The sequence below is a fragment of the Sciscionella sediminilitoris genome (genome assembly GCF_000737195.2).
Lineage (GTDB): Bacteria > Actinomycetota > Actinomycetes > Mycobacteriales > Pseudonocardiaceae > Sciscionella > Sciscionella sediminilitoris.
The window spans coordinates 1-13,547 of the sequence record NZ_JALM01000039.1; the positions used below are offsets into that span (position 1 = coordinate 1).

13 protein-coding genes are annotated in these 13,547 nt (G+C 61.3%); 4 read left to right on the forward strand and 9 right to left on the reverse strand.

Annotation, left to right across the window (positions count from 1 at the left end):
• Nucleotides 1–119 precede the first annotated feature (119 nt).
• A complete protein-coding gene (locus AD72_RS18500; protein ID WP_156365254.1) occupies nucleotides 120–374 on the reverse strand; it encodes a hypothetical protein in 255 nt (84 codons plus the stop codon).
• 382 nt (nucleotides 375–756) lie between these two features.
• On the opposite strand from AD72_RS18500, the gene AD72_RS18505 reads away from it, so the two are divergent.
• Nucleotides 757–1,203: a hypothetical protein gene (locus tag AD72_RS18505; protein ID WP_031467788.1), complete on the forward strand. Its 447-nt coding sequence runs from the start codon at nucleotides 757–759 to the stop codon at nucleotides 1,201–1,203.
• A 58-nt stretch (nucleotides 1,204–1,261) separates the two neighbouring features.
• Here AD72_RS18505 and AD72_RS35730 read toward each other — a convergent pair whose 3' ends face one another.
• From AD72_RS35730 to AD72_RS18540, 6 genes are all read right to left on the reverse strand, one after another.
• Nucleotides 1,262–4,204 (reverse strand): DEAD/DEAH box helicase, encoded by a 2,943-nt coding sequence (locus AD72_RS35730; RefSeq protein WP_082469018.1) that lies wholly within the window; start codon nucleotides 4,202–4,204, stop codon nucleotides 1,262–1,264.
• Between the two features lie 14 nt (nucleotides 4,205–4,218).
• Entirely contained in the window at nucleotides 4,219–4,992 is a 774-nt protein-coding gene (locus AD72_RS18525) for an ESX secretion-associated protein EspG (protein ID WP_082469019.1), read from the reverse strand.
• Entirely contained in the window at nucleotides 4,989–6,422 is a 1,434-nt protein-coding gene (locus tag AD72_RS36660) for a hypothetical protein (RefSeq protein WP_156365255.1), read from the reverse strand. Before AD72_RS36660 ends, AD72_RS18525 begins: the two co-directional genes overlap by 4 nt.
• A 35-nt stretch (nucleotides 6,423–6,457) precedes the next feature.
• Nucleotides 6,458–7,051 carry a DUF3558 domain-containing protein gene (locus AD72_RS38210; RefSeq protein ID WP_082469020.1) on the reverse strand — a complete coding sequence of 198 codons (594 nt, stop codon included), beginning with the start codon at nucleotides 7,049–7,051 and terminating at the stop codon, nucleotides 6,458–6,460.
• Between the two features lie 3 nt (nucleotides 7,052–7,054).
• A complete protein-coding gene (locus tag AD72_RS18535; RefSeq protein WP_156365256.1) occupies nucleotides 7,055–7,369 on the reverse strand; it encodes a hypothetical protein in 315 nt (104 codons plus the stop codon).
• A gap of 628 nt (nucleotides 7,370–7,997) precedes the next feature.
• Nucleotides 7,998–9,185: a helix-turn-helix domain-containing protein gene (locus AD72_RS18540; protein WP_031467795.1), complete on the reverse strand. Its 1,188-nt coding sequence runs from the start codon at nucleotides 9,183–9,185 to the stop codon at nucleotides 7,998–8,000.
• Nucleotides 9,186–9,250: 65 nt separating this feature from the next.
• Here AD72_RS18540 and AD72_RS18545 point away from each other — a divergent pair, with 65 nt between their 5' ends.
• The 3 genes from AD72_RS18545 to AD72_RS35745 all read left to right on the forward strand — a co-directional run bounded on the left by AD72_RS18545 (nucleotide 9,251) and on the right by AD72_RS35745 (nucleotide 11,899).
• The gene (locus AD72_RS18545; protein ID WP_031467796.1) at nucleotides 9,251–9,940 is read left to right on the forward strand and encodes an HAD family hydrolase; all 690 of its coding nucleotides are present in this window, start codon (nucleotides 9,251–9,253) and stop codon (nucleotides 9,938–9,940) included.
• A gap of 536 nt (nucleotides 9,941–10,476) precedes the next feature.
• Nucleotides 10,477–10,959, forward strand: coding sequence for a cell division protein SepF (locus AD72_RS35740; RefSeq protein ID WP_156365257.1), 483 nt, complete (start codon nucleotides 10,477–10,479; stop codon nucleotides 10,957–10,959).
• A gap of 34 nt (nucleotides 10,960–10,993) precedes the next feature.
• Nucleotides 10,994–11,899: a DUF4231 domain-containing protein gene (locus AD72_RS35745; protein ID WP_082469022.1), complete on the forward strand. Its 906-nt coding sequence runs from the start codon at nucleotides 10,994–10,996 to the stop codon at nucleotides 11,897–11,899.
• Nucleotides 11,900–13,070: 1,171 nt separating this feature from the next.
• Here the strand turns inward: AD72_RS35745 and AD72_RS18550 are convergent.
• Nucleotides 13,071–13,319 (reverse strand): hypothetical protein, encoded by a 249-nt coding sequence (locus AD72_RS18550; protein WP_031467797.1) that lies wholly within the window; start codon nucleotides 13,317–13,319, stop codon nucleotides 13,071–13,073.
• The coding region (locus AD72_RS18555; RefSeq protein WP_031467798.1) for a hypothetical protein at nucleotides 13,316–13,547 on the reverse strand (232 nt) is incomplete at its 5' end. The genes AD72_RS18555 and AD72_RS18550, both read right to left, overlap by 4 nt.

Below are 13,547 nucleotides of genomic sequence, written 5' to 3' on the forward strand. Positions count from 1 at the left end.
TTCAAGGGGAAGCTCACAACCTCTTTGGTTCTGCCGAAGAAGTCGGTCGAGGGGGTTCGCTCGTTACTCACTTTGTAAACCTGTGACCTGGCCTTAGGCGATCAATTGGCTGCAGCAAGTTAGTCGTAGCGGCGCTCGCCGCGCTGGGTGCTGCGCTTACGCAGGTGCTTCGACGAGACGAAGTGCGTGAACTCGATCCACCACTGCTTGTCCTCCGTGCCGAGCTGGTATTTGACCAGGCCGACCATGCCGCCAGTAGACGTGGGCATCCAGCCGTACAGGAACCCCGGCATCGGCTTGCCCACCTGCAGGCACTCCTTGGCATACGGACGGCGCCAGTACCCGTCCTCGGGAAGCAGCAGCCTCGTCGTCACCCACACCTTCTGCGGCTCGTCCAACACCTGATACCGCGGGGGTCGCATCCCGTCGTCATCCATGCCCTCCGCCCTTCACTCCGACGATCCGAGGCCGACCATCACGGGCGGGCACAACCTCCCACCCGTGCCCGCCATACCGCGCGGCATACGCCCGCGCGGCCTCCCGCGTCGGAAACCTCACCTGCAAACCCGCCCGCACGAGCTTGACCGCCACTCCCACAACCTCCCGAGTTGTTCGAACTGGTGTTCGAACGCTCTTTAGGAGAACACCGGCCGCCGAGAACTGTCAAGCACGGTGGTCGCGGTCACCAAACCGGGGTTGTGCTGCGCGGATGCCGAGCGCGCATATCTAGCCTTAGCGAGACGAAGGGAGACAGCGGTGGCGACGGTTGGCAGCGAGGAGCGGGCGCGCGAACTCTGGCAGGAACAAGGGCAGTCCCTGAGCCCGGATGCACGGGAGGGGCGCACCCGGCTGATCCTGGCGACCAACGCTCTCGCTGACGCGCTCACCGAATCGCTGGGCGGCTACGAGCTCCACGCCGAGCCCGGCCCCGCGGTCGTCGACCCCAGCAGCGAGCACGTCGGCCGCGTCATCACCCTCACCATCCACCTCGGCGAGCGCCGAATCTCGGTCCCGCTGCTGATCGGCGCGCCAAGCTGGAACATCTACCCGGGCCTCGACGACAGCCCGATCAAGGTCGGCGAGACCCGCAACCTCGGCGAACGCATCACCGAACTGCGCTTTCCCGACGCCGCAGCCGAGGGCGGCTGGATCCCTGTCTCCACCCTGGTCGCACACATCATGGAAACCGCCGCAGCCCTGTAGCCAGCCTACTCACTGTTGAACCCGGCCTACTTGGTCATAGGCATCGGAAGCTGCAACTTCACGGGTTACTCCGCAGCATCGGCGGAATCCAGTTCATGCCGGTTGATTCCAGTTGCTTGATTTGTTGCGCAGTGAGCTTCCCTTTGCGGTACCTGTCGCGAAGGTCACGGATCCAGATTCCCAATTGAAGGCCATCTGGCGTGCGATACGGCGGCGGAACGTCGAGATTGCCGTGTTGCTCCCGATACTGACGGCAGGCTTCGATGCGACGTTCCCATTGATTCCCGCGAGGTTCCCAGATCATGCCGATTTCATCGAGTGCGGCGACCAGCTCTTCCGGAAGCTTGCCTTTCCGGTAGCGGTTACGGCGTTCCTGAAGCCAGGATCCAAGGGTGTATCCGTCCTCGGCGCGATAGGTAGACGGGATGTCGAGGTGACCGTGCTTTTCGAAAAAGCATCGAGCGGCATTGAGGCCACGATCTCGCTGCACCGCGCTGCTCCACTGCATGCCGAGTTCTTCGAGCGCGGCAATACGTTCGGGTTCGAGCTCGCCCATCTGGTAGCGGTGGCGTTGGTGCGCAAGCCAACTCTGCAGCAGAAGACCGTCTTCTCGATGTTTGGGACCGGGCAGCAGGTTGTCGGTTCGACGATGGTATTTACGCGCAGCCTCAAGACCCTCATCCCAGGGGATATCGACTCCTAGCCAGTCGAATCCCAGTTCATCGAGAATGGCCTTCTGCTGAGCTGTGAGCTTGCCGGCGCGTCGCTGTTGTCGTTGGGCTGAGATCCACCTGGCCAATCGAATCCCGTCTTCAATATGGCCACGGGGTACGTTCAAATGTCCGTTGCGGGCGTGGAATGCGCGTGCGGCCGCAAGATTGCGATCCCACGGGGTGTCAGGGGCGGACCAACTTGGATCGAGTCCGTCTAGAACGTGCCCAACGGCAGGCAGCAGTGTTCCATCGTTTCGCTCCCCGCACCAACGACGCAACCATGCTCGTAACGGAACGCCATGTTCCCGGTGAGCGCGCGGAATCTCCTTGAGACTGCCGACCTGCTCGTAGTAATCGCGGACGGCCGCAATGACCCGGGCCTGTTTCGGATGCATCCACAACGGATCAATAGCGTCAAGCTCCTGTATCTGTTCACGGGGGAGCTTGCCACGTTCATATTCGTACCGCTTCGACGCCAACCAATGACCGAGGTTCGGGAACTCCGGAACACCTTCGTTCGGTCGTACTCCGGCGTGGCCGTGCTCGAGCCGATAGGCGTGCAGCACGGCGATTTTCTCTGCGCGGCGCTCTCCGTCGACGTCCCATCGCATACCGAGCTCGTCGAGCAGTTCTATCCGTTCTGCGGACATTTGCCCCTGTCGACGCAGTGCGCGCTGGCGGCTCAACCATTTGCCAAGTCGATAACCCGAGCGAGTTCGGTATCCGATCTTGGCATCGAGTTGACCGAACTCGGCGAAATATTCGCGCGCCGCAGCAAGTCCGCCCCACCACGGTGGCGATGCGGAACGCACCAACCGTACCGACAGTGCCTCGGCGAGGCTCCCAGTCTGGTATTCGTCGGGAAGACTGATCAGGATTCTGCTTGGTAGCTGCGGTTCTTCCGATGAATAGCGGGTGCGACTGCGATCGAGTTCCGCGGCCAGGGTGTCGTCGTGCGCGCGAAGTGCCCGTACGACTTCCCACAGCGCCTCGTATTCACCGGGATCCCCGACATCGGTCAACGCGTGCGGATCGTCGGGCAACAGGATCGGTACCAGGATCGTGGCGGTACCGTGTCCTTCAGGATTGCGGCGCAGTGCTCGGCCGACCGCTTGCACGATATCGACGGTGGAACGTTTCGCATGCGCGAACACCACAGCGTCCACTGCGGGTATATCGACACCCTCGGAGAGGCACCGCGCGTTGGCAACCACGGTCCACCCATCGGCTGGCGGATGGCGAAGCTGTTGCATGACCAACTCGCGTTGGCGCACGTTCATTCGCCCCGAGACGTGGTGGGCTCGGAGTTCGCCCTCGGGTCGTGTCCCGTCCGGTGCCTGATCAAGCGTGCGTTGCATCGACCGGGCGAACTCGGCCGCTTCATCGATGCGCGGACAGAAGGTGATCACCCGCCGCAGACTCCACCTGCGAGCCGCCTGCGCAAGGGCGAGCTGCACCAGTGTGGTGCGGATCCGTGGCAGTCTCGGATCCAACACCGCGTCCGGATCGGTGCGTCGCAGCATCGCCAGCACATCCGGTCGCGCTACGCCGATGACTGCCAACCGATAGTCATCCAGCCATCCCTCGTCGATGGCCTGGGAGAACCGGTAGTCGAAGCACACCGGCCCGAACACGTCCGGATCGTCCATCGAGAACACGGCCTCATCCCCGTCCTGTTCGGACGAGTCGGAAGACTGATCGGTGAGCATCCTCGGTGTAGCGGTCACGTACAAGCGCCGCGCGACAGGAAGCTGGGCGTCGTCGTGCACGAGCGCGACGTGTTTGCGGCTGCCCGCGGTATGGTGCGCCTCGTCGACGGCGAGCAGGTCCGGGCGGCAGCCCGCTAGGCCGAGACCTTCCGCGACTACCTGGGCCGATTGGTGGGTTCCGACCACCAATCGGCGCGTGTTCTGGTGCTCACGCAGCCAGGTCTCGACTTCGCCCGCGTTCGTCGTAACCGGGCATGGCAGGTCGCTGGTATGCACGAACGAGTCCCGTACCCCGGTGTCTGAGCACACCGCCATCACCGCATGACCTGGCGCATGCTCGGACCACACCGCCAACAGCTGAGCAACCAACGCAAGGGAAGGGCACAGCACCACCACCGTTCCCCGCTGCGGGACCAGTCGATCGCTGGCGTGCACCATCACCAGCGTCTTGCCCGTGCCGCACGCCGCCCGCAACTGCCCACGACCACCACGCCGTAGCCTGGCAACGATCGCGTCAACCGCTTCGACCTGGTACGGGCGTAGCTGGACGCCGCTGCTTGGAGCGGAATCTTCTGCCATACCGACGTGCCCAGCTACCGGAGGCCGTCCCGCACCTCGTAGAGCCGGCCCACGAGGTTGTCCGGTCGACCAGCCCGTGCGGTGATGTACTCAGATCCTGCTGGTCCGGTCTTGTAGAACATCACGCGTCCGTATTCGGCGTGGTCGATGTAGTTCGTCAGCTCCTCGCTGGCCTGTCGGCGTCCGTGCTTGTTCCGCATGGCGACGTACAGCTGTCCCTTACCAGGCGGATTGCTTCCACGGAGCAGGCGAGCCAGAAGACCAGCATCCCCGCTGCGGTTGGTTGTCGCGGGAACCATCACACTGCCGTTGCCTCGAGGAGAATCCCCGACGACTTCGCTCGCCGGAGCGCTCGCGGAGCGGAACGCGCCGATCGGATACTCGGGCAACACCGATACGAGGGCTTCCGCGGCGTAGTCCGGGGAGACCTGGTTGATCATCACCACGTCCCCGTCGAGAACCGCGAGATAGGCGTACCGGTCGTGGCAGGCGACGAACACACTGAAGGTCGTTCCGTCCTCGCGCGCTACGTACCCGTAGTACTCCAGCGGTGGACCAGAGAGCGCCTGGTACACCTGCTCGAGCTCGTTCGCGAACCCCTCGTCGAACGCACCTCCGCGAAACAACTCCTGGTACGCACCGACCGTTGAGCGGAGAACCTCGTCGTCGGTCGTGCCTTCGTACAAGGCGAACAACGGTGTCGGCAACTCGCCGACGTCGTCAGCGAAATCCCAGGTCAACGCGAACGTCGCAGCAGACAGGTGTAACGGAAACTGGATCCGGCTCATCGATCCGTCGCCGTGTCGCCGATAACCGGTGGCGCGGTCGGATCCAGGTCGCCGACGATCTGGTTGCCGTGTTCCTCGTGGATCAGGTACGAGGGCGTCTCGTGTTCTTCGTCGTCTTTCTTCTTGCCGCCACGACCGCCAGGAGGCACCGCGCCCGAGGAACTGCCCTTGCCCGCGGCACCTGCGCCCTTGCCCGCAGCCGCACCTTCGGGCTCCGACCCCATGGCCTTCGCCGCGGTACGACCGCCCGGCGGGGTCCGTTCGGCAGACCCAGCCCCCTTACTGCCGCTACCGGTACCGGATTCGGGCTCCTTCAAGCTACCGCCGCGGAACGTGCCCGGTTTCGGGGTGCCGCGCAGGGTCGACCCACCGCGCCCGCCGGCGCCATCCGTGACCGGAGCGAACGGCGGAACCCCGCCACCCCGTACACCTCCGGACCCGCCCGTAGAGGGCGAGAACGACTCCCCGCCACCACCCGGGAGCCGCGGGTCGGCACCACCAATCGGTCCCGGCGCCAACGGTCCGCGACCAGGCTCGGGAATCGGTGTGCCACCTGCCGGGGGCGGCGCGTTGACGGGACCGCTCGGCGCTGGCGGTGCCGCGCTCTGTGTGGAGGTACCGCCGGGGTTCGACAGCTGGGGACCGGTACGATTCTTGCCGCTCGAGGACGGGCCGCTTCCGAGGCTTACCCCGCCGGAGCCACCCGAGAAGTTGTAGCTGGAGGTCTGTCCACCACTCGTTGTCGTCAGATCCGGTGAACCGGTGTCCCCCATAGGCAGCGCTTGGACCTGATTATTTGGAAGGGCCGCCCCCTGAGGGGTGGTGGCGCCCCCATATCCCTTGTATACGTGCTGGTTTGCCTGAGCCTTATTCTGGTAATCCATCGCCTTGATGTCGGCGGGCATACCCACTGCCATGCTAACGGGATCCAGGCCGCCAATTCCGCCGGACGGTGGTTTGTCCGCTACGGGGACCACCTTGCTCTTCGCGTCATTAAAGGAATCTACTTGTTGACCAATATGCCCCGAGGCGAAGCCCGAGAACTTGCCCACAGCGTCGAAGTTGTTCTGGACGTGGCTCATCGCAGCGCGGGCCCGGTCAGCGGCTCCTCCGTGCCAACCGGAGTCGAGCTGCTGCTTCGCGGTGTTGATATGCTGCGAGATTCCCCCATATGATTTGCCAGCGTCACCGTACACGTCTTTAGCCGCTTCGTATGTGGGTGTGCCGGGGCCGCCGTTGAAATACTCCCAGATTTCGTGCGGGTCCACTCCGCCAACCTTGCCGCCCATGAAATGGACTTTCAGGTACTGGCCTGCGGTTTCAATGCCTTCCCCGATACCTTCCGCGACCTCTTCGGCGGCATGCCCGATCGCTTCGCCAGCCTTCGAAAGCCCGTTACCTACTGCTGAAAGGACGTCGCCCAGTCCCATGACTACCTCCCGCTCACCATGACGCCTAGCAAATCTCAGCCCGCCGACTTCAACGTCCGCACAACTTCCGTGGCCACCTTGGTTACGGCATCACACGGTTTCACGTCACCAGAAGGCTGCGAGTAATCGACCGCAATAGCTTGATCATCGGAAGCGCCTATTACCACTCGGCAGTCTCCGGAACGTTCCGGCCCTCCGGCTTCGTGTACTACTGGATACCCGTCAATAGGGGGACGAACCTCGAAAACAGGAGATTCTTTGCGTTGGGCATAGATATAAGATAGCCCGCCGCCTCCCTGAAGGAATCCGACATCTGCCATGGTGCTAGTAGAACCCATCCACGTGCATTTGTCTGTAAGTCCCCTCCGGTGCTCCGGCTCGCCTGTTGTGCCAATATCGAGGGACGCACTGAGTGATTTCAATTGTTCCGGAGTCAGGACGCTGCATGGATCTGTTTTGAACTTCTGAGTGTTAAGCGGCTTATCTACGTGAGGAGCGCCATGCAGTTCTTTCGTCTGCGAAGGGGACGACTCCGCCGAGGTAGGCGTGCCCGCGATCGACCCAGAACAAGAGGTAAGAACGAAGGCCGCGGCGCCGAGCGCGAGTACTCCCAATGTAGCGGTACGCAATGACTACCCTTTACTCTCGGCCTTGTCGAACTTTTGCAGAGTCAGCTTATTTACCAGCTCTGAATTATTGTATGCTTTGTCGATGGCAACAAGTTCTGTCAAGGCGTCAGTTATTTCCTTGAGGCGCGCCTGATGATTCGCGCGGAAAGCATTGTTGGTGTTGACGAGGGCTTGATGGAATTGCCCCGTATAGTCTGAACGCCCGGGCGGTACTACGTCTTTAAGAGAATCTACATCGCTTTGCATCTTCGTAAGCTTGTTGTAGGCGTCCTGTAGCGTCTTCATCGCATTCTGCATGGCCGCGCTGTCGTACTCCATGCTCCCTGACATCGGGGGTTCCCTCCCTCAACCGGCCGCTTGCCCTTGGCGTTTGGTGAGTGTAGCTGACCTGGCGGTCGTGCACTATTGGTTGCGGAGAGTTCGACGCATACTGGGGCCTGGTGGTTCCGTCGAGCTTCGGCCGCGGCACCCAGGGGGCCGGTTTTGCACCATTCGCCCCGGGTGATGTGGCTCAGGTGCCTGTTGAGGCAACTGTTGATGCAGCTCGTCGGGGGCAGTTGGTCCGATCGGGTGATGTATTGGGGCAGCCAAGGTGCCCCCTGGTGCGCATAAGGACCCTACGCGCGTCCCAAGGAGCGGGCCGCTTCGCAGAGGTTGCATCGTAGCTCGGGCTCGACGTCGGCCCGGGCAAAGCTGTATTGCCCTGGCCAGGGCATTCCTTCGAACACGACTCCGCATACGGCGGTGACTTCGACACCAGGTCGCATTGGCGTGCGCACCACGTGGCTGTCGTGCGAGTAGGGAGTGCGGCGGTACCAACGATCCGGCGCGATGTTGGGCCAGATGGGGGAATCGTTCGCGTCCGCTGCCATGGACGGCACGTTAAGGCTGGTCAACCGCTCCGGCTCGCACTCGCGGTGCGGGTTGACTGGTGGTGCGGGTTTGGTCAGCCGAGCGGGATAGTGAGGCGTTCGGCCAGGTGGGCTGCCTCGTTCGCGGTAGTGCGGCTGCCGTGGTGGATGACCTCGTGCAGGATCTCTCGGGCGAAGGGACGCGCGGCCACGTCTTCGGGGGCTTCGCGGGCCGCGGCTTGAAGTAGGACGAGGGTGGCGTTGTGGTCGTTGCCGAGCTGGTGCGCGCGGGCGTGCTCGAGTAGGAACGCGACCCGGCGTTCGATCGAGACGGACTGGTGCGGGTCGATGTTCTCGGCGAGTTTGCGGGCCTGCCGGGGCTGGCCGGCTTCGAGTTCCACGCTGACCGCGTGCATCGCCAGGTTGGTGGGTCCGAACGCGGTCCATCCGGTGTTGAGCTCGCCAGTGCGGTCGGCGATTGCCGCAAGGTCTTGGAGTCGTTCTCGGGCGGTCCAAGCCCTGCCTCGACGAACGGCAGCCATGGCGGCGACCAGCATCAGCGAGCCGTAGATCGCGGCTGCGTCGAGGCTGTTTTCCGCGGTGATGGGTTCGGTTGCGGTGAGGGCGATCTCTTCGGCGACTTCGGCGTGCCCGTGGGCGAGGGTGGCGTGCGCGCTGTTCCACGCGGCCACACCGAGCAGCAGCGGTTCACCGCAGGCAAGGGCGGCCCGTTGGGCGCGCTCGGCGGCCACCAACGCGAGGTCGACCCGCCCGATCCGCTTCGCAACCGTTCGCGCAAGCCCGTAGGTCTGGCTCGCCAGCCGCCAGGATGTCCGGCTCGGTTGTTCGAGGTGCAGCAGCTGCTCGACCTGGACAATCAGGCTCGAGAGGGCTCCGACGACGGTCGAGTACCGGTTAGGGGAGCGCTGCCATGCCTGCCATGCGCAGTCCAGCCGTGCCGAAACCTCACGAATGCTCGGAGGCGTCTCGTCCGGGACCGGGAGCGTCATCGCCCGGTGCAGAGTCGGGCCCGCAACGCCGCTCGGCGTCGCCCGCGGTGGCGCTGGTGCGGTGTCATCCAGCAGTGTGGCGGGCGAGACGTCGAGCACTTCGGCCAGGGCGAGAAGCACGCTGACGGTGGCGGCTTTCTTGCCCTGCTCGAGTTGGTAGAGGTAGTTAGAGCTGATGCCGGCGAGCTCGGCGACAACTGGCTGAGTCTTGCCGCACGCGCGCCGATACCGGCGCAGCCGCGTTCCGATCTGTCGCGCCAGCTGCTCATCCATGGCCGCCCCATTCCGCCGTGTAGACGTTCATGCTACGACGATGCAGACCTGGGACACTGCACGTCATGCCATCGCCCCAGGACCCGCGCCTGATCCTCTGGGACATCGACCACACACTCATCGAGTCCCGCGGCTTCGGCCGCATGATCTACGAACAAGCCTTTCCGCAGGTCACCGGCCGCACCCTTCGGGACCTGGCAGTAGTGCATGGGCGAACCGAGCTCGACATCATGCACGACACCCTCGCCGCGCACGACATTGAACCCACCGAGGCCACGGTGCATCGGCTGGCCGAAGCACTCGCCGCCGGCTACCGCGACCGCATGGCCGAGTTCGCCGAGCGGGGCCGCGTGCTCCCCGGAGCCCGCGAAGCCCTCGCAACCTTCGCCGAACAACCGAACCTCCACCAGAGCGTGCTCACCGGCAACACCACTGAGGTAGCCCGGCTCAAACTACGAACCTTCGATCTGGACCGCTGGCTCGACCTGGCCGTCGGCGCCTACGGCGACGACCACCGCGACCGCGCCCGCCTGGTCACCATCGCCACTGAACGCGCCGCCATCAAATTCGGCGCACCCATCGCACCCGAACAAGTCACCCTCATCGGGGACACACCCAACGACGTACACGCAGCCCACGCCGCAGGCGCCCACGTCATCGCCGTCGCAACCGGCCACTACACCGTCGACGACCTCACAGCCGCCGGAGCCACAACGGCCATCCCCAACCTCGAAGCCCTCGAATCCACCTTGTAGGCACATGTCACCGTGTAGCCGAATCTCGAATGGTTGCATCGATCGCGAACGAGCTCCTTTTCGCTGGCACGACGTGATGGTGCTCGGAGAGCCCGGCCCCGATGAACTTCCGCCCCCGTGGTCGCACATGCTTCGCTGACCGGCTTCTCGATGATGTACCGGTGCCCGCTGATTCGGCACCTGCCGATTGGTGAATACCCCCGGCAGGTGCAGTCCGTCCACCGCAGGGGAATCGGTCCTTGCTCACCAACAACACGTACTCCCGCAAAGGATCCGGCCCCGTCCCCAACGAGGCCGGGACAGACCGTGTTCCATGGCATGATGCTCCGCTATGCGAGTCTCCAATGGGATGATCAGGGGAAGGTTCGATATCGACGCGAACCACCCGGATTTAGGCCTCGATGTCAAGCTGGACTTTCGCCCTTTGCCTAGTTAAGAATATTGACATCGGCTTGCCCTGATGATAGAGCAAGCCCCCCTAGGCGCTGCATTCCTGCTACTTACCTTACCTAGTGTATCCCAGTACAATATATCGAGTGACCGTAGAACATGACCCGCTAAGCTATATCGACGCCCTAGTTTGGCCAACAATGGCCATTAGTATAGCAATACTAGCCGCTCGCACCTTTTACAAAATGAGGATCAGTGAAGGCCCACAATCCGAATATATAAACAGCAAGTTCACCAGATCAATCTCTACCACCGAGACCACTGCATCAATTCCCAGCATGCTAAAGGAAGCGGAGGCCCTATCCTCCACGCAGAGCGGCACGCAACCCGATCCTATTGTCCACCTCGGCCAAGCATTACGTGTCCAGCCGACGAAGTTCCATGATGCTATTCGCCAGATCTACGACGCATACCGCGAAGGGCGAGTGGTGATACTTGATCTCGCCAAGACCGATGAGAGGATCGCTTCTCGCGTGATTGACTTCTGCAGTGGAATGAGCTTGGTGTCAATCGGTTCTATGCACCACGTATCCAGCTTTACGATAGTCATCACACCTCGCGTCAACTAGGCACAACACTCCAGATTGCAGCGAAATAGGTAGTATGCCAACACCAAATGAAAAACAAGGGCGATCGGGTCGATCGGTTCAGCAACGTTCGATAGAGGAAATACAAGCATCGCACGAACAACTACTACAACTACAGCATCAAATCCGGGAGTTAGAAAGCGATCTAGCAGTAGCGAAGCGCCGTAGGAGCCTTGCGGTAGCTGCAAAAATTTCCGCCCCTATTCTTATTGCCGCTCTGTATGTCATATTATGGATTCCTCAAATATCTACAAAGATAGTTGTTTCGATAACTATTCCAGCTGCGGTGGTCTCTGTCGGCTTGCTGATCGCAGCCGTGTACCTGACAGCTCACCCCGGTGGTCCCAAGCGGACACGAGCTAGTGGTAGATATCAGCGGGAATCAGAGGCGGATCTTGCCCTCAATGTTGCGAGAGTTCGTGACGCGCGGAAGCTAAAGATTACGCAAGGAACCTTTGACCTGCGCACACGTCGACTTATTTACAAGGATGACTCATATGCAGACATTGAACAATTACAAACGGAAAGTAATCGCTACAGGAGAGTCAATAATGTATTTCAGGCCGTACTAATTATCGGATCAGCAACAGCGGCGGCAGGAACGGCCTTTTCTTATTCGATAGCCCCTTTACGATGGATTGCTGCATCAATTTCGCTGATAGTTACGATCGCAACTGGCTTCCTCGGCTACTACAAATATAAAGAGCGTAGCTTCTACCTGCAGCAGACCGCTGACGCTATTGAGCATGAATGGCATTCGTATGAAGTTGGAGGAGGTCGCTACAAGAGGTTCGGCGAAGCTGAGGAAGAGGATGCGTTGGCTGAACTAGTCGAAGAGCTATTGCGACTGAAATCCGAACAGAAGAAACGGCAGCAAAACCTTGACCAACCGGCCGAAGTCCGCGACATCGAAGACTCCTGACTCCATCAACCAGTCAACATATCGCGGACCATAATCAAAATTTTCTGCGTCAACTAGGGGCTGACAATGATAGATGCAATGGCAACTGTCCAGCAATTCACACAGAATACAACGAAGAGGATAAGGCCAGACAGTCTGTACCGCTTCGCCGCTTCAACTGCGCTATTGTTTACGTTTGTTGGTATTCGACTAAGAACGACTCCCCTACTGGCGGTAGATGTCACCTTACGGTCACTCGGAGTGAATACGGGAGGAAAATTAGTCAATGCCCAGAACTGGCTGTTTCAACACAACGGCATTTCATATATAGCCGTTGTCTTCTTTGCGGTATGCTGTTTCCTCCTAGCTCCAAATACTGAAAGTCCATTGAACCATCCCATGGCGAGCAGAGTGGCGCCGACGTTCTGTCTAACGATTGCTATCATCGCCTCTTTCAGGAACAATCCACTCGTCTATGCGATTCTCTCGGTATTGTGGGTTTCATTCATAATATTTCGCATTTACGGTCACCCGGATACAGGGGACTTCCGGGTACAAATAATATTCATGTTGATAACTGGCTTCTACGCAGTTTTCTATGCAATAGCACTGCCGGTGATATGGTTGACTTCTCGTGACCCTGTTAACGATGCGGATCCCGCTCCCGCTAAAGAAGAGTCCGTGCCATCGGGTGCCAGTGTGGCGCACTTAAGAATGAATAGGTAGCGCGGTATCAAACCATATCGCACCTCGCAACATCTGTGAACGGGCAGATGTGCCCTGTAGAGCTCGCCGCAGCATCACGACGAGAAGGCGGATCTCGCAGAACCGAAGGGGATTCATCGCGCTCCAGCAAATCTATTTGAGTTCCACCATGTAGCCATCCACTCAGTCCTTCGCGATGGTGCAGACAACTGCTACGCAGCATCGCGCACTCGGCGGCTATGCCGATCCCCGCGGGTAGGGTGAACTATCGCTCATCAGGGAGGATGCGCACCCACGAGCTGAGCAGAGCGAGTGAACCGCCGAAGTCTTGGCATCCATCGCTGCAGAAGTCATCGGACGGGGAGGCGCCGAGCGCGCGCCCGCACTGCTGGCAACCGATCACAGCGTCGATCTGGTCGAGTATGTCGGTCACAGCGCACCCCGGTCGGTGGCTTCGCTGGTGAGTTTCTGGTGCAGTGGCATCGGTTCATTCTTCCTCGGTGGGCTCGGAGTTTGCGCCGAGCGAGAGGTGGGGTTCGGGGACGACGATCTCGGGGGCTTCGAGCGGTTGGAATGCGTCGCCGGGGACGCGTAGGCGGACCTTGACCACCACGCATTCAGGTTCAAGCTGTTTGGGGTATTTCTGGGTGCACTTGATGACCCTCAGCTCGTGGCGGAAGTGCGGGTGCTGCCGGACCTGGAGGTAGGTGGTTCCGGTGGCATCGCTGGGTTTCATGGCGTGTGCTCCTGGGCGGTGACGGTGAGCCAGAGCCGCCGGGCTCCTGGTTCGGTGTGGATGATGGGCATTTCCTCGGTGACGTAGTCCGGGGTGTCGTCGGGGACGATCCCGGCGTCGCGGAGTCCGTCGACCGCGGCCTTCTGGGTCGGCATCAGGTTCGACGGGTCGCGCCGGAGCGCGTCGCTGACGCGGTAGTGCAACCGAATGACCGCGGCCAGTGAATGA